The organism is Enterobacter sp. MALB-1 (genome assembly GCF_041021625.1).
Taxonomy (GTDB): domain Bacteria; phylum Pseudomonadota; class Gammaproteobacteria; order Enterobacterales; family Enterobacteriaceae; genus Enterobacter; species Enterobacter oligotrophicus.
This window is the reverse complement of sequence record NZ_JBDPJL010000001.1, coordinates 877,902-899,573: the sequence shown is the minus strand read 5'-3', so window position 1 is coordinate 899,573 and position 21,672 is coordinate 877,902. Positions and strand designations below refer to the sequence as shown.

Here is a 21,672-nt window from a genome sequence, read left to right as displayed (position 1 = left end):
AATGCAGTATAATCATCCTGCTGATGGTGCTAAACCACTCGGCATTTTGGCACTGGAGCATCAATGAGTATTCAAGAACACGTTATTTTGGTAAACGACCAGGGAAAGGTGATTGGCACTCAGGAGAAGTATGCCGCCCATACATCCAACACTCCGCTACACCTTGCCTTCTCGTCCTGGCTTTTTAACGCCAGGGGCGAATGCCTGATCACCCGACGTGCTTTAAGCAAAAAAGCGTGGCCCGGCGTCTGGACTAACTCCGTCTGCGGGCACCCGCAATCAGGCGAAGAGACTGAACAGGCGATTATCCGCCGCTGCCGCTTTGAAATCGGCGCAGAAATTACGGACCTCACGCCCATCGCCCCTGAATTTCGCTACCGTAAGACTGACCCGTCAGGGATCGTTGAAAACGAGATTTGCCCGGTCTTTGCCGCTCGCGTCAGCAATACCATTACACTCAATGACGATGAAGTGATGGAGTATCAGTGGGTGGAGCTGGAAGCTCTTTTCTGCGCGCTGGACGCAACGCCGTGGGCCTTTAGCCCGTGGATGGCCATGGAAGCAACCCTCGCCCGCGAGGCACTCCGCGCTTTTGCGGCGCAATAAAAAAGCCCCTTTCGGGGCTTTTTTTACGTCTTTTCGACTTATTTCACCGGGCGCATCGCCGGGAACAGGATCACGTCGCGGATGGTGTGGCTGTTGGTGAACAGCATCACCATACGGTCAATACCAATACCCAGACCTGCAGTTGGCGGCAGGCCGTGCTCCAGTGCGGTCACGTAGTCTTCATCGAAGAACATCGCTTCGTCGTCGCCTGCGGCTTTCGCATCAACCTGATCCTGGAAGCGCTGCGCCTGATCTTCCGCATCGTTCAGCTCGCTAAAACCGTTGCCGATTTCACGGCCACCAATGAAGAATTCGAAGCGGTCAGTGATTTCCGGATTCACATCGTTACGACGCGCCAGCGGAGAAACTTCAGCCGGGTATTCAGTGATGAAGGTTGGCTGAATCAGGTGCGCTTCTGCCACTTCTTCGAAGATCTCGGTCACGATACGGCCCAGACCCCAGCTCTTCTCAACTTTAATACCGATGCTTTCCGCGATCGCTTTCGCAGAGTCGAAGTTATCCAGGTCAGCCATCTCGGTTTCCGGACGGTATTTCTTGATAGCTTCACGCATGGTCAGCTTGACGAACGGCTTGCCGAAGTCGAAGACTTCTTCACCGTATGGCACTTCGGTGGTGCCCAGAATGTCCTGCGCCAGGGTACGGAACAGGGATTCGGTCAGTTCGATCAGATCTTTGTAATCCGCATACGCCATATAGAGTTCCATCATGGTGAACTCTGGGTTGTGACGAACGGAGATACCTTCGTTACGGAAGTTACGGTTGATTTCAAACACGCGATCGAAACCACCGACCACCAGACGCTTCAGGTACAGTTCCGGCGCGATACGCAGGTACATGTCGAGGTCCAGGGCGTTGTGATGGGTGATGAACGGACGCGCAGACGCGCCGCCAGGGATCACCTGCATCATTGGTGTTTCCACTTCCATAAAGTCGCGGTTAACCATGAACTGGCGGATACCGGCCATGATCTGGGAGCGAATTTTGAAGGTCTTACGGGATTCATCGTTAGAGATGAGATCCAGATAACGCTGACGGTAGCGCGCTTCCTGATCCTGCAGGCCGTGGAACTTGTCCGGCAGCGGGCGCAGGGCTTTGGTCAGCAGACGCAGCTCGGTGCAGTGGATAGAGAGTTCACCGGTTTTGGTTTTGAACAGCTTACCTTTCGCGCCCAGGATATCGCCCAGATCCCACTTCTTGAACTGCTCGTTGTAGATGCCTTCCGGCAGGTCGTCACGGGAGACGTACAGCTGAATGCGGCCGCCAACGTCCTGCAGCGTCACGAAGGACGCTTTACCCATAATACGACGGGTCATCATACGGCCAGCCACGGACACTTCAATGTTCAGCGCTTCCAGCTCTTCGTTCTCTTTACCGTCGAAGTCTGCGTGCAGTTGGTCTGAGGTGTGGTCACGACGAAAATCGTTCGGGAACGGCACGCCCTGCTCGCGCAGCGCTGCCAGCTTCTCGCGGCGGGTTTTCAGTTCATTATTAAGATCGACTACCGCGTCAGCGCCCTGTGCTTGTTGTTCAGACATGTTGGTTCCTCATAACCCTGCTTTCAAACTTGCTTCGATAAATTGATCCAGGCTGCCATCCAGCACCGCCTGCGTGTTACGGGTTTCTACACCGGTACGCAGGTCTTTGATGCGGGAGTCATCAAGGACATAAGAACGGATCTGGCTGCCCCAGCCGATGTCGGATTTGTTGTCTTCCATCGCCTGTTTCTCAGCATTTTTCTTCTGCATTTCCAGCTCATAAAGTTTCGCTTTCATCTGCTTCATGGCCTGGTCTTTGTTCTTATGCTGGGAACGGTCGTTCTGGCATTGCGTCACCAGCCCGGTCGGAATGTGGGTAATACGCACCGCAGATTCCGTTCGGTTAACGTGCTGACCACCCGCACCGGATGCGCGGTAAACGTCAATACGCAGGTCCGCCGGGTTGATTTCGATATCAATATCTTCGTCAACTTCCGGGTAGACAAACGCAGAGCTGAAGGAGGTATGACGACGGCCACCGGAGTCAAACGGGCTCTTACGCACCAGGCGATGAACGCCGGTTTCAGTGCGCAACCAGCCGTAAGCGTAATCGCCAATAATCTTGATGGTGACGGATTTAATACCTGCCACTTCACCTTCAGACTCTTCAATAATTTCGGTTTTGAAGCCACGCGCTTCTGCCCAACGCAGATACATGCGCATCAGCATGCTGGCCCAGTCCTGCGCTTCAGTACCGCCGGAACCAGCCTGAATGTCGAGATAGCAGTCGGCGCTATCGTATTCACCGGAGAACATGCGGCGGAATTCGAGCTGTGCCAGCTTCTCTTCCAGAACGTCGAGTTCTGCTACGGCTTCGTTAAAGGTTTCTTCGTCATCGGCTTCAACGGCCAGCTCCAGCAGACCGGAAACATCTTCCAGGCCCTGAGCCATTTGATCCAGCGTATCGACGATAGCTTCGAGGGAGGAACGCTCTTTACCCAGCGCCTGTGCGCGTTCAGGTTCGTTCCAGACGTCCGGCTGTTCCAGCTCGGCGTTTACTTCTTCCAGACGCTCTTTCTTTGCATCATAGTCAAAGATACCCCCTAAGAACGTCAGAGCGCTCCGTGAGGTCCTGAATGCGGTTTTTTACCGGATTAATTTCAAACATGGTCTGTTTTCTTTTTTCGACTAGTCAAAATGCGGTGATAAGAGCGGGATTGTACCGAATCCACGCCCTTTTTTATAGAGATTACTGACGCTAAATTGGCCAGATATTGTCGATGATAATCTGAAGGGAGCGGTTACCGCGAAACTCGTTAATATCGAGCTTATAAGCAAGTTCAACTTCGCGCACGCCGTTATCCGGCCAGACGGACGTGTCGACGTTGAATGCAATACCATCCAGCAACGGACCACCGCCGACCGGCTCCACCATCACTTTCAGGTGACGTTCGCCAACAATGCGCTGTTGCAGCAGACGAAAACGTCCATCGAACAGCGGTTCCGGGAACATCTGCCCCCACGGACCGGCATCGCGCAGCATTTGCGCCACGTCCATCGTCATCTCTGCCGCTGACAGTGCACCGTCGGACACCACTTCACCCTGTAACAGCGCGGGATCAATCCAGTCAGTGACCAGCTCACCGAACAGGCGCTGGAACTCATCGAACTTTGCCTCTTCCAGCGACAAACCTGCCGCCATCGCATGGCCGCCAAACTTGATCATCAGGCCCGGATAGAGCGTATCCAGACGCTCCAGCGCATCGCGCATGTGCAGCCCCTGAATCGAACGGCCAGAACCTTTCAGCGTGCCGTCGCCAGCGGGTGCAAACGCAATCACCGGCCGATGGAAACGCTCTTTAATGCGCGAAGCCAGAATGCCGACCACGCCCTGGTGCCACTCAGGATGGTACATCGCCAGTCCGCCCGGCAGCGTATCACCACTGCGCTCCAGCTTTTCACAGAGGGTCAGCGCTTCGGCCTGCATTCCCTGCTCAATCTCTTTGCGGGTCTGGTTTAGGGCGTCCAGCTCATTTGCCAGCACACGCGCTTCGCCGATGTTGTCACACAGCAGCAGCGCCACGCCGACGGACATATCGTCCAGCCTTCCCGCCGCGTTCAAACGTGGGCCGAGAGCAAAACCCAAATCGCTTGCCGCCAGCTTAAGCGGGTCGCGGTTGGAAATCTCCAGCAGCGCCTTAATCCCCGGACGGCACTTGCCCGCCCGAATGCGGCTTAAACCCTGCCAGGTCAAAATACGGTTGTTGGTATCCAGCGGCACCACGTCTGCCACGGTGCCCAGCGCCACCAGATCGAGGTATTCCGCCAGGTTTGGCACGGCAATACCGCGCGACTCAAACCAGCCTTTATCCCGCAGCAGCGTGCGCAGTGCCAGCATCAGATAAAACGCCACGCCCACGCCCGCCAGTGATTTCGACGGAAAATCGCAGTCGCGCAGGTTCGGGTTGATGATCGCTTCGGCGGCTGGCAGGGTGTCGCCCGGCAGGTGGTGATCGGTCACCAGCACCGGAATACCCAACTGGTGCGCACGCTCTACGCCGGAGTGAGAAGAAATGCCGTTGTCTACGGTCATGATCATCTGCGCACCGCGCGCATGCGCCTGATCAACCACTTCCGGGCTGAGGCCATAGCCATCTTCAAACCGGTTCGGCACCAGGTAGGTGACGTTATCGCAGCCCAGCGCGCGCAGGCTGAGCACGCTCAGGGCGGTACTGGTTGCGCCGTCGGCATCGAAATCGCCCACTACCACAATCCGCGTCCCTTCCCGGAACGCGTCGTAGAGCATTTCAGTGGCTTTCTCAACACCGCTCAGTTGCTGCCAGGGCAGCATACCTTTAACGCTACGCTCCAGATCGCCCGCGGTACGCACACCACGGCTGGCATAGAGCCGCCGCAACAACGGCGGAAGATCGGCGGGTAAATCAGCACCTTCAACCGCGTCGCGGCGGCGCAATTTTATCGGGGCTTTCACGCGGATTATTTACCACCAGTCTGTTTCTGGTGCGCGTCGAGGAACGCTTTCATCTCTTGTGGCCCCTGATAACCCGGCACGACATAGCCATTGTTCAGTACGATAGCTGGCGTACCGGTCACGCCAAACTGCACACCCAGCGCGTAGTGGTTCGCGATATCGATGTCGCAGGATGCGGGCTTAACGCCTTTACCGTTCATCGCATCATCAAAGGCTTTGTTGCGATCTTTTGCACACCAGATGGCCTTCATGTCTTGTTCAGGCTGGCTCTGCACACCTGCGCGTGGGAAAGCAAGGTAACGCACGGTGATACCGAGCGCGTTATAGTCTTTCATCTCTTCATGCAGCTTGTGACAGTAGCCACAGGTGATGTCGGTAAAGACGGTAATCACGTGTTTTTCCTGCGCGGCTTTATAGACAATCATCTCTTTTTCCAGCGCGCTCAGGTTTTTCATCAGCAGCTGGTTGGTCACGTTAACCGGCTGCGCACCGCTCACGTCATACATCGGCCCCTGAATGATGTGCTTCCCGTCTTCGGTCACGTACAGCACGCCGCTGTTGGTTAAGACCGTTTTCATGCCCGCAACCGGCGCAGGCTGAATGTCGCTGCTGGTCACGCCGAGTTTCGTCAGCGACTGTTTGATGGCTGCATCATCCGCATGGGCAAAACCGGTAAAGGAAGCTGCCAGCAGGGTGAACAGCGCGAAAGACTTTTTCATATTTGATCCTGTTACAATTCGTCGGCACTCACGCGCGTGGGTGGTGCTGTTGGTGTAGCTGCCGCAGGCGTTCCGTCGCGACATGGGTGTAAATTTGCGTCGTTGAAAGATCGCTGTGTCCCAGCAGCATCTGCACCACGCGTAAATCAGCACCGTGGTTTAGCAGATGCGTCGCGAAGGCATGACGCAAAACGTGCGGTGACAGCTTTTCACTGTCGATGCCTGCCAGTGTGGCGTAATGCTTAATGCGATGCCAGAACGTTTGTCGGGTCATCTGCTTCGCGCGCTGGCTGGGGAACAAGACATCAATAGACACGCCGTTCAGGAGCCACGGCCGCCCGTGCTCCAGATATGTCTCCAGCCAGTACACCGCCTCTTCGCCCAGCGGCACCAGCCGTTCCTTGTTTCCTTTACCTATCACGCGCACCACGCCCTGACGCAGACTGATGTCGCTCATCGTCAGGCCAACCAGTTCCGAAACGCGCAAACCGGTAGCATACAATAGTTCAAGCATGGCTTTATCGCGTAACTCCAGCGGCAGGTCAACTGCTGGTGACTGTAATAATCTCTCAACTTGTGCTTCGCTGAGATCTTTCGGCAGCCGCTGAGGCAGTTTAGGTGATGCCAGGAGTGCGCTGGGGTCATCGGCGCGGATCTTTTCACGGTAAAGATGCTGGAACAGGCGGCGCATCGCACTCAGCAGGCGCGCGGAGCTGGTGGCTTTATAGCCCCCTTCCATACGTTCGGCCAGCAACCCTTGCAGGTCATCGCTTTGTGCGTTCTCAAGCGTCAGATCTCTGTGCGCCAGCCACTCCACCAGCATGGTGAGGTCGCGGCGATAGGCACTGAGCGTATTCCCGGCCAGATTTTTCTCCAGCCACAGCGCGTCGAGAAACTGTTCAATGAGTGCGAGATCCTTTTCCACAGCAGCCCCTTTGATTTTACAATCCGGCCATTATGCCTGATTGCCACCGGTTTCTGGTACACTACGCGCAATGTCATAGCAAGAATTGAGATAGTTACGCGATGAATATTGGTCTGTTTTATGGTTCCAGCACCTGCTACACCGAAATGGCAGCAGAAAAAATTCGCGACATCATTGGCCCGGAACTGGTAACGCTGCATAACCTGAAAGATGACGCGCCCACGCTGATGGAGCAGTACGACGTATTGATCCTCGGCATCCCAACCTGGGACTTCGGTGAAATTCAGGAAGACTGGGAAGCCATCTGGGATCAGCTTGATGCGATCAACCTCGATGGCAAAATCATTGCGATGTACGGCATGGGCGATCAGTTGGGTTACGGCGAGTGGTTCCTCGACGCACTTGGCATGCTGCACGATAAACTGGCACCAAAAGGCGCGACGTTTATCGGCTACTGGCCAACGGAAGGCTACGAGTTCACCAGCAAAAAACCGATTATTGCCGACGGGCAGCTGTTTGTCGGGCTGGCACTGGATGAAACCAATCAGTACGATCTCAGCGACGAGCGCCTGCAAAACTGGTGCGAGCAGATCCTGGGTGAGATGGCCGAGAAGTTCAGCTAACGCGCATTTACTCCTGCGTCGGTTGTTGCAGTATCATCCGGCGCAAATCTCGCCACTCTGCAGCATCCATACTGTCTGCCGCCAGCCACAAATGCTGGCGTCGCCCCCCGTCAACCTGACGTAGCCGAAGCATCATGCCGACACTAAGCATCCACGGCGTGCCAATAATATCCCACTCTTTCCCCTGCCAGCGCAGGCGAGAGTCCATCAGCAGCTTGATTTCTCCCTGACGGGCATTGATCCGGCGCTGACTGCGCACGCTGTCAAAAACCACAAATGACAGCAGCAATAACCACAAAGGCGTATAGCTAAGCGGCCACGGCATCAGTAAAACAAATGCCGCGACCAGGCCGTGGAGCAATAAAGACATCCACTGCGAGCGCCACGAGACGCGAAGATCAGATTGCCACAGGACCACGTTCCCGATTCCGTGTTTGAATTAATTGCACCATCCGTTGCAACTCGGTGTCGGCGGGTTTGCCGTGATTCATCAGCCAGTTGAATAAATCCGGATCGTCAGACTCAAGCAGGCGAACAAACAGACGCTTATCGTCATCGCTTAAGCTGTCATACTCATATTCGAAGAACGGCATGATGGAGATATCAAGTTCACGCATGCCGCGACGGCATGCCCAGTGGATACGGGCCTTGTTGTTAATATCCATGTTCTGTTTCCTGCATTACGTTTGGCACAGTCGGCATCCCGTTCATATTCTTTATCTCTCTACGGGAACACTCGCTAGTGTAACGTGTTTTTGACCGTTTCTTTACTGGAATATTATTAACCGGAAGCATAGTTCCAAAAATTCCCACACAAATAAAGCGGATTACTCTGTTTTGCGTAGCGCTACGCAGATTATTGCGATGGCACGAATGGCCTGCTGAAAGCGCTTGCAATGAATACAGTCTCTTTTACCATTAGGCATTATCAAAGCGTTAAGCAATTCAGGACATCACTATGGCTTTTACTCCATTTTCTCCTCGCCAGCCCGCCGCCTCTGCGCGTCTGCCGCTGACGCTTATTACTCTTGATGACTGGGCACTGGCAACCCTTACCGGTGCCGACGCCGAAAAATACCTGCAGGGCCAGGTGACGGCTGATGTCAGTCAGATGACTGAACATCAGCATCTGCTGGCTGCGCACTGCGATCCCAAAGGTAAGATGTGGAGCAACCTGCGTCTGTTCCGTCGTCAGGACGGCTTTGCCTTTATTGAACGCCGCAGCCTGCGTGACGCCCAGCTCGCCGAACTGAAAAAGTACGCGGTCTTCTCCAAAGTCACCATTGCCCCGGATGACGAGCATGTTCTGCTGGGCGTGGCGGGCTTCCAGGCACGTGCGGCGCTGAAAAACCTCTTTGCTGAACTGCCGGATGCGGAAAAACAGCTGGTCAGCGAGGGCGAGACCTCTATCCTGTGGTTTGAACACCCTGCGGAGCGTTTCCTGCTGGTGACTGACGAGGCAACAGCTGAGCGCGTGACCGAAGCCCTGCGCGGTGAAGCACAGTTCAATAACAGCCAGCAGTGGCTGGCACTGAATATTGAAGCCGGATTGCCGGTGATTGACGCGGCAAACAGCGCACAGTTTATTCCTCAGGCGACTAACCTGCAGGCGCTGGGCGGCATCAGTTTCAGGAAAGGGTGCTACACCGGTCAGGAGATGGTGGCGCGTGCGAAATTCCGTGGGGCGAACAAACGTGCCTTATGGACGCTGGCAGGTCACGCCAGCCGCGTACCGGAAGCGGGTGAAGATTTAGAACTGAAAATGGGTGATAACTGGCGTCGGACCGGCACCGTGCTCGCCGCCGTCCAGTTGGATGATGGCCGCCTGCTGGTGCAGGTCGTGATGAATAACGATATGGAAGCCGACAGCGTGTTCCGCGTGCGTGACGATGCGAAAACGTTGAGCATTGAGCCGCTGCCGTATTCACTGGAAGATTGATGCTGTATCGCCCGGTGGCGCTGCGCTTACCGGGCCTACGGTTTTGATATTCACCCTCTCCCTGTGGGAGAGGGTCGGGGTGAGGGCATCAGACCGCACCTTACAAAAAAACTACACCTGCCCCACATACAAATAAATTGCCAGGAAGTGGCATACGCTGCCCCCCAGCACAAAGCCGTGCCAGATAGCATGGTTGTAAGGGATACGCTTGCAGACGTAGAAAATCACGCCCAGCGAGTAGATCACGCCCCCCACCGCCAGCAGCGTCACACCGCCAATCGCCAGCTTCGTCGCCAGTTGATAAACCACAATCAACGACAGCCAGCCCATCGTCAGATAGGTCACCAGCGACAATACCTTAAACCGGTGCGCTATGGTCAGCTTAAACAGAACCCCCAGTAGCGCCAGGCCCCAGATAACCATCATCAGGCCACGCGACAGCGGCGAGTTTAACCCCACCAGCAAAAACGGCGTGTAGGTGCCTGCAATAAGAAGATAGATTGCGCAGTGGTCAAATTTCTTAAGCCAGATCTTTGCCCGCTGATGCGGAATGGCATGATACAGCGTGGAGGCCAGAAACAGCAGGATCATACTCCCGCCATACAGGCTGTAGCTGGCGATCGCCATCGCGCTGGCGTTGGTATCTACTGCCTGCACCAGCAGTAACACTAAACCGACAATCCCAAACACCAGGCCAATGCCGTGGCTAATACTGTTGGCTATTTCCTCAGCCAGTGAATATCCCTGTGCGATTAATGGTTTACTCACCATACAAAACTCCGGGAAAACAAAGATGATTATTCATCGCCAGACTATGCTAACTGAGAATGATTCCAGTGAACACCTGTTAGCTAAAATAAATCAACATTCAGGATTTATCCTTAAAAATCATATCTATAAATTTAAAAACCAACTAACAGATGTTCATAATTAAATAAACACCTGTTGAATCAAAGACATAAAATTGCCTTCATACACCAGGCTGCATGGTATGATTCTGAAATGTTGCCCGAAAGAGAGTTTAGCCACTGTGAGCATGTTCTCCCACTCCGCCGTTGCCAGTCTCAATAATCTGGAGATGATGGTCTATAACACTGTCATTAAAAACCGTGACAAAGTGATGTACATGACCATCCGCGAGCTGGCGGATGCGGCTGGTGTCTCGACGACCACGATCCTGCGCTTCTGCCGCAAGCTCAACTGCGAAGGCTACTCTGAATTCCGCGTGCGCTTTAAACTCTATTTAGAGCAGAATGAACCCCAGCAGGCGAATTTTGGTGCCAGCGAAATTATCAGCTTCTTTAAAAGCGTCAATAATGAAGAGTTCGATGCATTATTAGATGACGCGGTAGATATTATTTTATCTTCTGAACGCATTATATTTGTCGGCGCGGGCACGTCGGGCTCGCTGGCAAAATACGGTGCTCGCTTCTTTTCGAATATCGGGAAATTCAGTAACCATATCGACGATCCTTATTTCCCGGTCACCAATGATATGGCTAAAAATGCGCTGGCCATTGTGCTTTCCGTCTCAGGTGAAACCGAGGAGATCCTGCGCTTTGCCAGCCAGTTCAGCCTGCACCACTGTAAGGTGCTCTCCATCACCAGCCACGAACACTCTCGCCTGGCGAAACTGGCGGATTTTAATCTCTCCTGGCATGTGCCACAAACGCGAATTGGTGGCGTCTACGATATTACCACCCAAATTCCCGTTATCTATATTCTGGAATCACTTGGCCGTAAACTGGCGAAGAAGTTAACAGAATAAAACACCCTGTTTTTCCGTGGTAACAAATTACATTTTATGTAAATTGTTATATCGTGACATTTAATTTCGCTTTGCTAGACTCGAAAGCAATAAGTCATGAATTGAGAAAGCAGCGATGAAAAAATTGACCTTACCAAAAGATTTTTTATGGGGCGGCGCGGTAGCGGCTCACCAGGTTGAAGGCGGCTGGAACAAAGGCGGCAAAGGGCCCAGTATTTGTGACGTGCTGACCGGCGGTGCCCACGGCGTACCGCGTGAGATCACGCAGGACGTGGTGCCGGGGAAATACTATCCGAACCATGAAGCCATCGACTTCCACGGCCACTATAAAGAAGACATTAAGCTGTTTGCTGAGATGGGCTTTAAATGCTTCCGCACCTCCATCGCCTGGACGCGCATCTTCCCGAAAGGTGATGAAACTCAGCCAAATGAAGAGGGGCTGAAATTCTACGACGACATGTTCGATGAGCTGCTGAAGTACAACATCGAGCCGGTGATCACCCTCTCCCACTTCGAAATGCCGCTGCACCTGGTGCAGGAATACGGCGGCTGGACCAACCGTAAGGTGGTCGATTTCTTTGTACGCTTCGCTGAAGTTGTGTTTGAGCGCTACAAACATAAGGTCAAATACTGGATGACCTTCAACGAAATCAACAACCAGCGTAACTGGCGTGCACCCTTGTTCGGCTACTGCTGCTCCGGCGTGGTCTATACCGAGCATGAAAACCCGGAAGAGACGATGTATCAGGTGCTGCACCATCAGTTCGTGGCCAGCGCCCTGGCGGTAAAAGCCGCACGCCGCATCAATCCAGAGATGAAAGTCGGCTGCATGCTGGCGATGGTGGCGCTCTATCCATTCTCGTGTAAACCAGAGGATGTGATGTTCGCCCAGGAATCCATGCGCGAGCGCTACGTCTTTACCGACGTGCAGCTGCGCGGTTACTACCCGTCCTACGTGCTGAACGAGTGGGAGCGCCGCGGCTTCTCCATCAAAATGGAAGCGGGCGACGAGCAGATCCTGCGCGAAGGCACCTGTGATTACTTAGGCTTCAGCTACTACATGACCAACGCGGTCAAAGCCGAAGGTGGCACCGGTGACGCCATTTCCGGCTTCGAAGGCAGCGTGCCGAACCCGCACGTGAAGGCGTCTGACTGGGGCTGGCAGATTGACCCGGTGGGCCTGCGCTATTCCCTGTGTGAACTGTACGAGCGCTACCAGAAGCCGCTGTTTATCGTGGAAAACGGCTTCGGTGCCTACGACAAAGTGGAAGCAGACGGCAGCATTAACGATGACTACCGCATCGACTACCTGCGTGCCCACGTGGAAGAGATGATAAAAGCGGTCACCTATGACGGCGTTGACCTGATGGGCTACACCCCGTGGGGCTGCATCGACTGCGTCTCCTTCACCACCGGTCAGTACAGCAAGCGCTATGGCTTTATCTACGTGAACAAGCACGACGACGGCACCGGCGATATGTCCCGTTCGCGTAAAAAGAGCTTTAACTGGTACAAGACCGTTATCGCCAGCAACGGCGAAACCCTGTGATACCAGGCCCTCTCCGAAAAGGAGAGGGCAAACGCCTTTCTTTCCAGACACTTCTTTACAGCTTTCGCGTTGCCAAAAAGCCCGTGCTCTATAAGATAAGCCTCGTGAATATTTGAGGCGAAGATGATCAAACGACAACGTAACGCTATCCTGCTGGTAGCCCTGGCCTGTCTGGTGGTGCTGATATGCACCGCCCAGCGAATGGCCGGGATGCATGCGCTTGTCATGAACGTCACCGCCACAAGCCAGTCCGTTCAGCAAGGGCAGGAGAGCACCGACGCGCCGGTGACGCCGTGTGAACTCAGCGCCAAATCGCTGATGGCGGTTCCACCGGTGCTGTTTGAAAGTGCCCTCTTCGCCGTCACGCTACTGCTGGCGCTGCTGGCAGCCAATCCGCCACGCCGCGAGCGGCTGTGGCCTCCCCGCGTTATCTCCCCGCCCCGATTACGGGTGCATCTGCGATTATGTGTTTTCCGTGAGTGAGCATTCGCCTGTTATTTCAGGTTAATTCATCATTTACGGAGAAAATTTATGTTTACTGTATTCAGGCGGCTGCTGGTCTGCCTGCTTTGGCTATGGCTGCCCCTCAGCCATGCCGCCGACAGCGGCTGGCTGCGCGCTGCCGATAATCAGCACGCCAGCGTCAGGCTGCGTGCGCAAACCGAAAGCAACGGCGAAACCCGCCTGCTGCTGGATGTCGCCCTGCAAAAAGGGTGGAAAACCTACTGGCGCTCGCCCGGCGAAGGCGGCATTGCGCCAGCGATTCGCTGGCAGCAACCGATTGATGCGACCTGGCGCTGGCCGACGCCCGAGCGTTTTGACGTCGCGGGTATCACCACGCAGGGTTACCACGGCGATGTCAGCTTTCCCCTCACCCTGCGCGGCGAAGTACCAAAAAACCTGAGCGGTGTCCTGACACTGTCTACCTGCAGCAACGTCTGTATTCTGACCGACTACCCGTTCTCGCTGGATCTGACCTCCGGGACGGGCGGCGATTTTGATTACGATTACCGTCGGGCGATGGGGATGCTGCCGCTCAGCAGCGGATTGACGTCAGCGCTCAGCGCCAGCTACGCCACCGGAAAGCTGACCGTGACGGCACAACGTGATGCTGGCTGGCAGCAGCCCTCGTTGTTTATCGACAGCATGGAGGACGTTGATTTCGGTAAGCCGACCTTCACCGTGCGCAATGGCTCGCTTATCGCCACGGTGCCGGTGACGGACAGCTGGGGCGACGCTGCGCCAGACCTCAGCGGAAAAAATGTGTCTCTGGTTCTCGCTGATAGCGGTCAGGCGCAGGAGTCCAGCCTGATGATCGAGCAAAGCAGTTCCGCGCCTGGCTTCTCGTTAGGCTGGGTACTGCTGATGGCGCTGGCTGGCGGTTTGATCCTCAACGTGATGCCCTGCGTGCTGCCCGTATTAGCCATGAAGCTCGGCACGCTGATGCAAACCGAACACAAGGCACGTGGTCAGGTACGCAGGCAGTTTCTTGCGTCGGTTGCCGGGATCGTGATCTCGTTCCTCGCGCTGGCGCTGATGATGACGGTTTTACGTTTAGGTAATCAGGCGCTCGGCTGGGGAACCCAGTTCCAGAATCCGTGGTTTATCGCAGCAATGACGCTGGTGATGGTGCTGTTCAGCGCCAGCCTGCTGGGGCTATTTGAGATCCGTCTCCCCTCCTCTGCCAGCACATTCCTCGCTACGCGCGGCGGCAACGGGCTTGCGGGCCATTTCTGGCAGGGTGCGTTTGCCACCCTGCTGGCGACACCCTGTACCGCCCCGTTCCTCGGGACCGCCGTGTCGGTGGCACTGGTGGCACCGCTTCCGCTCCTGTGGGGAATATTCTTTGCGATGGGTATTGGCATGAGCCTGCCCTGGCTGCTGGTTGCCGCCTGGCCGGGGCTGGCGCAGCGGCTGCCGCGTCCAGGCCGCTGGATGAACGTTGTGCGGGTCGCGCTGGGGCTGATGATGCTCGGTTCCTCGCTGTGGTTGTTGAGCCTGCTGGCGGTGCACATCGGCAGGCTGCCCGTCATCACACTCGGCGTGATGCTGATCCTCGGCCTGCTGCTGGTCACCGCCTGGCGCTACCGCTGGCAAACGGCACTGCGCGCCGGAGCGCTCGCCATTGTGGTTGCCGGGGCTGTCGCGTTTATCGCCGGCCCAGGCGGCGAGAATTCCCGTCGCGATCGGGTGAACTGGCAACCGCTGAGTGAAGAGGCTATCACCCGCGCGCTGGCAGAGAACAAACGGGTCTTCGTCGATGTCACCGCCGACTGGTGTGTGACCTGTAAAGCCAATAAATACAACGTACTGCTGCGCGACGACGTACAGGAGGCGCTTTCTGCACCGGATATCGTCGCCCTGCGCGGAGACTGGAGTCGCCCCTCCGTCACCATTAGCCAGTTCTTAACGACACGCGGCAGTGCCGCCGTACCGTTTAATCAGATTTACGGACCGGGACTACCGCAGGGCGACGTGCTGCCTGCGTTATTAAGCCGCGACGCGGTGTTAACCTCCCTGTCCGATGCGAAAGGAAAATAACATGAGAGCGTTTGTTGCCTTACTTCTGCTGTCTTTATCAACGTTCAGCTTCGCCGCACCGTCAGATGACGCGTCCAATGACCAACTGGCAAAACTGCTGTTTAACGATCCGCATAGCCCGCAAACCGGCGCGAAAGCGCCGAAGCTGACCATCGTGTCCTTCACCGATTACAACTGCCCGTATTGCAAGCAGTTCGACCCCATGCTGGAGAAAATCGTGCATGACAACCCGGACGTACAGCTCATCGTTAAGCTGCTGCCTTTCAAGGGGCAAAGCTCGGTGAATGCCGCTAAAGCGGCGCTGTCGGTATGGCAGCAGCAGCCTGATAAATTCTGGGCGCTGCACGAGCGGCTGATGATGAAAAAGGGGTATCACGACGATGCCAGCATTGCGGCTGCGCAGGCGAAAACCGGTACGGACAGTATTAAAACGGATGATAAAACGATGGACAGTTTGAAGATGAACTTAATCCTGTCCCAAGTGCTGAATATTCAGGGCACCCCGGCGACTATTATCGGCGATCGGATGGTGGCGGGTGCCATTCCTTACGACGACCTGGAGGGGCTGGTCAAAGAACAGCTGGCGAAAGCCCGTGGTGAGTAAACTCTTGCGCCTGCTGCGCGAACTGGCCGTGTGGCTGATAATTGGCCTTGCCGTGAGCCTGGCTGTGGACTTTTTCCGTCAGCCCGCGCTGCCACAGAACTTTTCCTCAACGGCATTGCAGACTCTCGATGGCCAGCCCGTCAATCTCTCCACCATGAGCGAGGAACGGCCGCTGCTGGTTTACGTCTGGGCAACCTGGTGTGGCGTGTGCCGCTACACCACACCATCCGTCGCAGCGCTTGTCGCAGAGGGCGGCAACGTGATGTCGGTTGCGCTACGCTCTGGCGATAACGCCATGCTGGAAAAGTGGCTGGCGAAGAAGAAGATAGCCCTGCCAACGGTCAACGACGCCAGCGGGGAACTGGCGCGCCAGTGGGACGTGCAGGCCACACCCACGCTGGTGGTGATCTCTCACGGAGAGGTGAAGTCGATCACCACCGGCTGGACCAGCAGTTGGGGCATGCGCCTGCGGTTGTGGCTGGCCTCGTAGCCGTTACTTACCGCCCGCAAGCTCAAGGAAGCTGCCGGTCACATAGGAGGCTTTGTCGCTCAGCAGCCAGGCAATGGCCTGAGCGACTTCCTCCGGCTGGCCACCACGCTGCATCGGTAGCATAGATTTGACCCGATCCACACGCCCCGGTTCACCGCCGGAGGCGTGAATATCGGTGTATATCAGCCCCGGACGGACGCCGTTGACGCGAATCCCCTGCGCCGCCACCTCCAGCGATAACCCGGTTGTCAGGGAATCAACTGCCCCTTTGGATGCCGCGTAATCCACATACTCACCCGGCGCGCCCAGGCGTGACGCAGCGGATGAGACATTCACAATTGCCCCTCCCTTACCGCCATGCTTATGCGACATGCGTTTCACCGCTTCACGACAGCAGAGGAAATAACCCGTCACGTTGGTGGCCAGCACGCGGTTGATACGCTCGGCCGACAGGTTTTCAATAGTGGATTGTTCAAACAGAATCCCGGCGTTATTCACCAGCGCGGTAAGCGGCTCGCCTTCCCGATCGATGCTGGCAAACATGGCCAGCACTTGTGCTTCATCGCTGACATCCGCACGCAAGGCAAAGGCTTTACCGCCCGCCTCGACGATGCGGTTGATAACGTCCGTCGCGGCTTTGATGTTGTGGTGATAGTTCACCGCCACGGTATAACCTTCGCTTGCCAGCTGTAACGCGGTGGCTTTACCTATTCCGCGGCTGGCACCGGTGACCAGTGCAATTGCCATTCTCTTCTCCCAATAAAAAAGCCGGGTGGCGGCTTCGCCTTACCCGGCCTACATTACTACGCTAATCCGATTACTGGTATTCGCTCATCGGCACACAGGAGCAGAACAGATTACGGTCACCATAAACGTCATCAAGGCGCTTCACGGTCGGCCAGTATTTGTTTGCCACACCAGCCGGGAAGACCGCCAGTTCACGGGAGTAACCATGAGTCCACTCGGCCACCAGCTCGTGCTGCGTGTGCGGCGCGTTGACCAGCGGGTTATCTTCCAGCGTCCACTCGCCGTCCTGCACGCGGTCGATCTCCATGCGGATCGCCAGCATCGCGTCGATAAAGCGGTCCAGCTCGGCTTTGCTTTCAGACTCCGTTGGCTCCACCATAAGCGTACCCGCCACCGGGAACGACATCGTCGGCGCGTGGAAGCCGTAGTCGATCAGACGCTTGGCGATATCCAGCTCGCTGATGCCGCTCTGCTCTTTCAGAGGGCGAATATCCAGAATGCACTCGTGCGCCACGCGTCCATCGCGGCCGGTATAGAGCACCGGGAAAGCAGACTTCAGGCGAGTCGCAATGTAGTTGGCATTCAGGATCGCCACCTGGCTTGCCTGTTTCAGCCCTTCCGCGCCCATCATGCGGATATACATCCAGCTGATGGGCAGAATAGAAGCGCTGCCAAACGGTGCAGCGGAAACCGCGCCCTGACGGGTCAGCATGCCTTCAATCTGCACCACGCTGTGGCCCGGAACAAACGGTGCCAGGTGCGCTTTCACGCCGATCGGCCCCATACCCGGACCGCCACCGCCGTGCGGAATGCAGAAGGTTTTATGCAGGTTCAGGTGCGAAACGTCCGCGCCGATAAAGCCCGGAGAGGTAATGCCCACCTGAGCGTTCATGTTCGCGCCGTCGAGGTAAACCTGACCGCCAAACTGATGCACCACTTCGCACACTTCACGGATCGTCTCTTCGTACACGCCGTGGGTGGACGGGTAGGTCACCATGATGCAGGAGAGTTTGTCGCCCGCCTGCTCTGCTTTCGCGCGCAGGTCGGCCAGATCGATGTTGCCGTTCTTATCACAGGCCACCACCACCACGTCCATACCCGCCATCTGGGCAGAGGCCGGGTTGGTGCCATGCGCGGAGGCTGGGATCAGGCAGATATCACGGTGGCCTTCGTTGCGGCTTTCGTGATAATGGCGGATCGCCAGCAGACCCGCATATTCCCCCTGTGCGCCGGAGTTCGGCTGCATACAGAGCGCATCGTAACCGGTCAGCTTCACCAGCCAGTCGGAGAGCTGGTTGATCATCAGGTGATAACCTTCCGCCTGCTCTGCCGGGCAGAACGGGTGCAGTTCAGAGAATTCAGGCCAGGTGATCGGGATCATCTCTGCCGCCGCGTTCAGCTTCATGGTGCAGGAACCCAGCGGGATCATCGCCTGGTTCAGCGCCAGATCTTTGCGCTCCAGAGAGTGCATATAACGCATCATCTCAGTTTCGCTGTGGTAGCGGTTGAAGACCGGGTGCGAAAGGATCGCATCGTCGCGCAGCATGCTTTCCTGAATGGAGCGGCTGTCGTGCGCCACCTCTTTATCCAGTGCATCAATGTCCAGACCGTGCGCGTCGCCCAGCACTACGTTAAACAGGTTAACGATATCGTCGCGCGTAGTGGATTCATCAAGGGTGATACCCACGGCGTTGTGGATATCGCTGCGCAGGTTAATTTGCGCCGCATCCGCACGTGCCAGCACCGCCGCTTTGTCTGCCACGTCAACGCACAGGGTGTCGAAGTAGTAGGTGTGGCGCAGCTTAAGACCTTTCTGCTGCAGACCGCAGGCCAGAATATCGGCTAGACGGTGAATACGGCTGGCGATGCGTTTCAGACCCGCCGGACCGTGGAATACGGCATACAGGCTGGCGATGTTGGCCAGCAGTACCTGGGAGGTACAGATGTTGGAGTTCGCTTTCTCGCGGCGGATATGCTGCTCGCGGGTCTGCATCGCCATGCGCAGCGCGGTGTTACCGGCAGCATCTTTTGAGACGCCGATAATGCGGCCAGGCATGGAGCGTTTAAATTCATCTTTCGCGCCGAAGAAGGCCGCGTGTGGGCCGCCGTAGCCCATCGGTACGCCGAAGCGTTGCGCAGAGCCGAAGACGATATCCACGCCCTGTTTGCCCGGTGCCGTCAGCAGCACCAGCGCCATAAAATCGGCAGCGACGCTAACGATCACTTTGCGGGTTTTCAGTTCGGCAATCAGTGCGCTGTAGTCGTGTACTTCGCCGGTCGTCCCCACCTGCTGTAACAGCACGCCGAAGACGTCCTGGTGATCCAGCACTTTGTCTGCATCATCAACAATCACGTCAAAGCCGAAGGTTTCCGCACGGGTACGCACCACGTCCAGCGTTTGCGGATGCACATCCGCCGCCACGAAGAAGCGGTTGGCATTTTTCAGCTTGCTTACGCGCTTCGCCATCGCCATCGCTTCGGCAGCAGCAGTGGCTTCATCCAGCAGAGAGGCGGAGGCGATATCCATGCCGGTCAGATCCAGCGTCACCTGCTGGAAGTTCAGCAGCGCTTCCAGACGACCCTGGGAAACTTCCGGCTGATAAGGCGTATAAGCGGTATACCAGCCCGGATTTTCCAGCATGTTGCGCAGGATAACCGGCGGTAACTGCACGTTGGTGTAGCCCATGCCAATGTAAGACTTATAGCGCTTGTTGAGGCTGGCAATCGCTTTCAGTTCCGCCAGCGCGGCGAATTCCGTGGTGGCTTCCCCTACCTGCGGCGGCGTGGCAAGCTGGATATCTTTTGGCACGATCTGGGCGATCAGTGCGCTTAATGAATCCGCGCCAACTGTCTTCAGCATCTCCTGCTGTTGCTGAGCATCCGGCCCAATGTGACGTTCAATGAAAGCGCCACGGTTTTCAAGCTGGCTTAAAGTCTGTGTCATGAGCGATGGTTCCTGAAACGTGCAGTGAATCGTAGTTATCTGTAACGCTGTTGCCCGGTGGCGCTAACGCTTACCGGGCCTACGTTGACCTGTAGGCCGGATAAGCGCAGCGCCATCCGGCACAACGTTATTCGTCTTCCAGTAATGCTTCGTACGCGGTCGCATCCAGCAGCGCCGCAACCTGCGATTCGTCGCTGGCTTTGATCCTGAAAATCCAGCCGCCTTCATACGGCTCGCTGTTCACCAGCTCCGGAGAGTCGCTCAGTGCGTCGTTCACAGCAATAATCTCACCGCTAACTGGCGCGTAGATGTCAGACGCAGCTTTTACAGACTCCGCCACGGCACAGTCGTCGCCTGCGCTTACCGTCGTGCCCACTTCAGGCAGATCAACAAACACCATGTCGCCCAGCAGCTCCTGCGCGTGCTCGGTGATCCCTACGGTGTAAGTGCCGTCCGCCTCTTTGCGCAGCCACTCGTGTTCTTTGCTGTATTTCAGTTCTGCTGGCACATTGCTCATTGAAGTTCTCCTGATAAAAATAGTTAGGCGACCGGCTTACCGGCGCGAACAAAAATCGGTTTGGTCACGTTGACCGGCATTTCGCGGTTGCGGATTTGCACCACCGCCGTTTCACCAATGCCCGCCGGCACGCGTGCCAGGGCAATACTGTAGCCGAGCGTTGGAGAGAAGGTGCCGCTGGTGATCACGCCTTCGCGGTGATTACCGTCTGCATCGGTGAAACGCACCGGCAGCTCGCCACGCAGTACACCTTTTTCCTTCATCACCAAGCCCACCAGCTGTTCAGTGCCCTTTTCACGCTGCATCTCCAGCGCTTCACGGCCAATAAAGTCGCGGTCTGCTGGTTCCCACGCGATAGTCCAGCCCATGTTGGCCGCCAGCGGAGAGACGCCTTCGTCCATCTCCTGACCGTAGAGGTTCATACCGGCTTCCAGACGCAGCGTATCGCGCGCGCCCAGCCCGGCAGGTTTCACACCCGCTTCCACCAGCGCACGCCAGAAATCAGCCGCTTTCTCGTTCGGCATGGCAATTTCGTAGCCCGCTTCACCGGTATAGCCCGTGGTAGCGATAAACAGATCCCCCGCCTGCACGCCGAAGAACGGCTTCATGCCTTCGGTGGCTTTACGCTGCTCTTCGCTGAACAAAGAAGCAGCTTTCGCCTGCGCATTCGGCCCCTGCACGGCAATCAGCGACAGATCATCACGGACGGTGATGTCGATGGCGTAAGGTTCGGCGTGTTGGGAAATCCAGGAGAGGTCTTTTTCGCGGGTGGCGGAGTTTACAACGAGGCGGAAGAAGTCTTCAGTGAAGTAATAAACGATAAGGTCATCAATCACGCCGCCGGAGGCGTTTAGCATGCCGGTATAAAGCGCTTTACCCGGCGTTTTCAGCTTAGCAACGTCGTTTGCCAGCAGATAACGCAAAAACTCCCGGACGCGGCTACCGTGCAGGTCGACAATGGTCATGTGTGACACGTCGAACATACCGGCATCGGTGCGCACCGCATGGTGCTCGTCAATCTGTGAACCGTAGTGCAGCGGCATCATCCAGCCGTGGAAGTCCACCATGCGGGCACCGCATAACACGTGTTGTTCGTACAAAGGAGTCTGTTGAGCCATCTTTTCCTCGTTGAAAAATTCACCGTGAAACCGGGTGTCGGCCTCATAACCAGGTGCCGACGCAAACGTTCTCTTTTACCTGAACTTACCACCG

General features: G+C 56.2%; 21 protein-coding genes. 9 read left to right on the top strand and 12 right to left on the bottom strand.

The annotated features are described in order from the left end of the window. Positions 1–63 precede the first annotated feature (63 nt). Positions 64–606, top strand: a complete 543-nt coding sequence (idi, locus tag ABGB15_RS04375; RefSeq protein WP_215722557.1) for an isopentenyl-diphosphate Delta-isomerase — start codon at positions 64–66, stop codon at positions 604–606. Between the two features lie 38 nt (positions 607–644). Here idi and lysS read toward each other — a convergent pair whose 3' ends face one another. From lysS to xerD, 5 genes are all read right to left on the bottom strand, one after another. Continuing rightward, entirely contained in the window at positions 645–2,162 is a 1,518-nt protein-coding gene (gene lysS / locus ABGB15_RS04370) for a lysine--tRNA ligase (RefSeq protein WP_010435299.1), read from the bottom strand. Positions 2,163–2,171: 9 nt separating this feature from the next. Next, a protein-coding gene (prfB, locus tag ABGB15_RS04365; protein ID WP_095908218.1) for a peptide chain release factor 2 occupies positions 2,172–3,270 on the bottom strand; the annotation gives its coding sequence in 2 pieces (ribosomal slippage) (positions 2,172–3,194 and positions 3,196–3,270; 1,098 coding nt in all). A gap of 90 nt (positions 3,271–3,360) precedes the next feature. Further along, the gene (recJ, locus tag ABGB15_RS04360) at positions 3,361–5,094 is read right to left on the bottom strand and encodes a single-stranded-DNA-specific exonuclease RecJ (RefSeq protein ID WP_152082140.1); all 1,734 of its coding nucleotides are present in this window, start codon (positions 5,092–5,094) and stop codon (positions 3,361–3,363) included. A gap of 5 nt (positions 5,095–5,099) precedes the next feature. Then, positions 5,100–5,813 (bottom strand): bifunctional protein-disulfide isomerase/oxidoreductase DsbC, encoded by a 714-nt coding sequence (dsbC, locus tag ABGB15_RS04355; protein ID WP_215722556.1) that lies wholly within the window; start codon positions 5,811–5,813, stop codon positions 5,100–5,102. A gap of 28 nt (positions 5,814–5,841) precedes the next feature. Beyond that, positions 5,842–6,738: a site-specific tyrosine recombinase XerD gene (gene xerD, locus ABGB15_RS04350; protein ID WP_152082142.1), complete on the bottom strand. Its 897-nt coding sequence runs from the start codon at positions 6,736–6,738 to the stop codon at positions 5,842–5,844. 101 nt (positions 6,739–6,839) lie between these two features. Between xerD and fldB the strand changes: the two genes are divergently transcribed. Beyond that, entirely contained in the window at positions 6,840–7,361 is a 522-nt protein-coding gene (gene fldB, locus ABGB15_RS04345) for a flavodoxin FldB (RefSeq protein WP_152082143.1), read from the top strand. Between the two features lie 7 nt (positions 7,362–7,368). Here fldB and ABGB15_RS04340 read toward each other — a convergent pair whose 3' ends face one another. Together ABGB15_RS04340 and sdhE are read right to left on the bottom strand one after the other, a co-directional pair. Then, positions 7,369–7,779: a protein YgfX gene (locus ABGB15_RS04340; RefSeq protein ID WP_152082144.1), complete on the bottom strand. Its 411-nt coding sequence runs from the start codon at positions 7,777–7,779 to the stop codon at positions 7,369–7,371. Then, on the bottom strand, positions 7,760–8,026 hold the full coding sequence (sdhE, locus tag ABGB15_RS04335; RefSeq protein WP_010435322.1) for an FAD assembly factor SdhE: 267 nt from the start codon (positions 8,024–8,026) through the stop codon (positions 7,760–7,762). The genes ABGB15_RS04340 and sdhE overlap by 20 nt, the downstream gene beginning before the upstream one ends. Before the next feature lie 293 nt (positions 8,027–8,319). Between sdhE and ygfZ the strand changes: the two genes are divergently transcribed. Further along, a complete protein-coding gene (gene ygfZ / locus ABGB15_RS04330; protein WP_215722555.1) occupies positions 8,320–9,300 on the top strand; it encodes a tRNA-modifying protein YgfZ in 981 nt (326 codons plus the stop codon). A gap of 111 nt (positions 9,301–9,411) precedes the next feature. On the opposite strand, the gene ABGB15_RS04325 is transcribed toward ygfZ, so the two are convergent. Next, the gene (locus tag ABGB15_RS04325) at positions 9,412–10,071 is read right to left on the bottom strand and encodes a hemolysin III family protein (RefSeq protein ID WP_152082146.1); all 660 of its coding nucleotides are present in this window, start codon (positions 10,069–10,071) and stop codon (positions 9,412–9,414) included. Positions 10,072–10,336: 265 nt separating this feature from the next. Here ABGB15_RS04325 and ABGB15_RS04320 point away from each other — a divergent pair, with 265 nt between their 5' ends. The 6 genes from ABGB15_RS04320 to ABGB15_RS04295 all read left to right on the top strand — a co-directional run bounded on the left by ABGB15_RS04320 (position 10,337) and on the right by ABGB15_RS04295 (position 16,252). Beyond that, positions 10,337–11,068, top strand: coding sequence for a MurR/RpiR family transcriptional regulator (locus ABGB15_RS04320; RefSeq protein ID WP_152084415.1), 732 nt, complete (start codon positions 10,337–10,339; stop codon positions 11,066–11,068). A gap of 115 nt (positions 11,069–11,183) precedes the next feature. Then, positions 11,184–12,617 (top strand): 6-phospho-beta-glucosidase BglA, encoded by a 1,434-nt coding sequence (bglA, locus tag ABGB15_RS04315; RefSeq protein WP_152082147.1) that lies wholly within the window; start codon positions 11,184–11,186, stop codon positions 12,615–12,617. A gap of 123 nt (positions 12,618–12,740) precedes the next feature. Then, complete coding sequence (locus tag ABGB15_RS04310; RefSeq protein WP_215722554.1) at positions 12,741–13,100, top strand: copper resistance protein; 360 nt, start codon at positions 12,741–12,743, stop codon at positions 13,098–13,100. Between the two features lie 48 nt (positions 13,101–13,148). Continuing rightward, positions 13,149–15,158 carry a protein-disulfide reductase DsbD gene (locus tag ABGB15_RS04305; RefSeq protein ID WP_215722553.1) on the top strand — a complete coding sequence of 670 codons (2,010 nt, stop codon included), beginning with the start codon at positions 13,149–13,151 and terminating at the stop codon, positions 15,156–15,158. A 1-nt stretch (position 15,159) separates the two neighbouring features. Next, positions 15,160–15,762 (top strand): DsbA family protein, encoded by a 603-nt coding sequence (locus ABGB15_RS04300; RefSeq protein ID WP_215722552.1) that lies wholly within the window; start codon positions 15,160–15,162, stop codon positions 15,760–15,762. Beyond that, a complete protein-coding gene (locus ABGB15_RS04295) occupies positions 15,752–16,252 on the top strand; it encodes a protein disulfide oxidoreductase (RefSeq protein ID WP_215722551.1) in 501 nt (166 codons plus the stop codon). The genes ABGB15_RS04300 and ABGB15_RS04295 overlap by 11 nt, the downstream gene beginning before the upstream one ends. A 3-nt stretch (positions 16,253–16,255) precedes the next feature. Here ABGB15_RS04295 and ABGB15_RS04290 read toward each other — a convergent pair whose 3' ends face one another. The 4 genes from ABGB15_RS04290 to gcvT form a co-directional block, all read right to left on the bottom strand. Then, complete coding sequence (locus ABGB15_RS04290; RefSeq protein ID WP_215722550.1) at positions 16,256–16,999, bottom strand: SDR family oxidoreductase; 744 nt, start codon at positions 16,997–16,999, stop codon at positions 16,256–16,258. A 70-nt stretch (positions 17,000–17,069) separates the two neighbouring features. Beyond that, positions 17,070–19,943: an aminomethyl-transferring glycine dehydrogenase gene (gcvP, locus tag ABGB15_RS04285; protein WP_215722549.1), complete on the bottom strand. Its 2,874-nt coding sequence runs from the start codon at positions 19,941–19,943 to the stop codon at positions 17,070–17,072. 127 nt (positions 19,944–20,070) lie between these two features. Then, entirely contained in the window at positions 20,071–20,460 is a 390-nt protein-coding gene (gcvH, locus tag ABGB15_RS04280) for a glycine cleavage system protein GcvH (RefSeq protein WP_152082155.1), read from the bottom strand. A gap of 23 nt (positions 20,461–20,483) precedes the next feature. Further along, complete coding sequence (gcvT, locus tag ABGB15_RS04275; RefSeq protein ID WP_152082156.1) at positions 20,484–21,578, bottom strand: glycine cleavage system aminomethyltransferase GcvT; 1,095 nt, start codon at positions 21,576–21,578, stop codon at positions 20,484–20,486. Positions 21,579–21,672 lie beyond the last annotated feature (94 nt).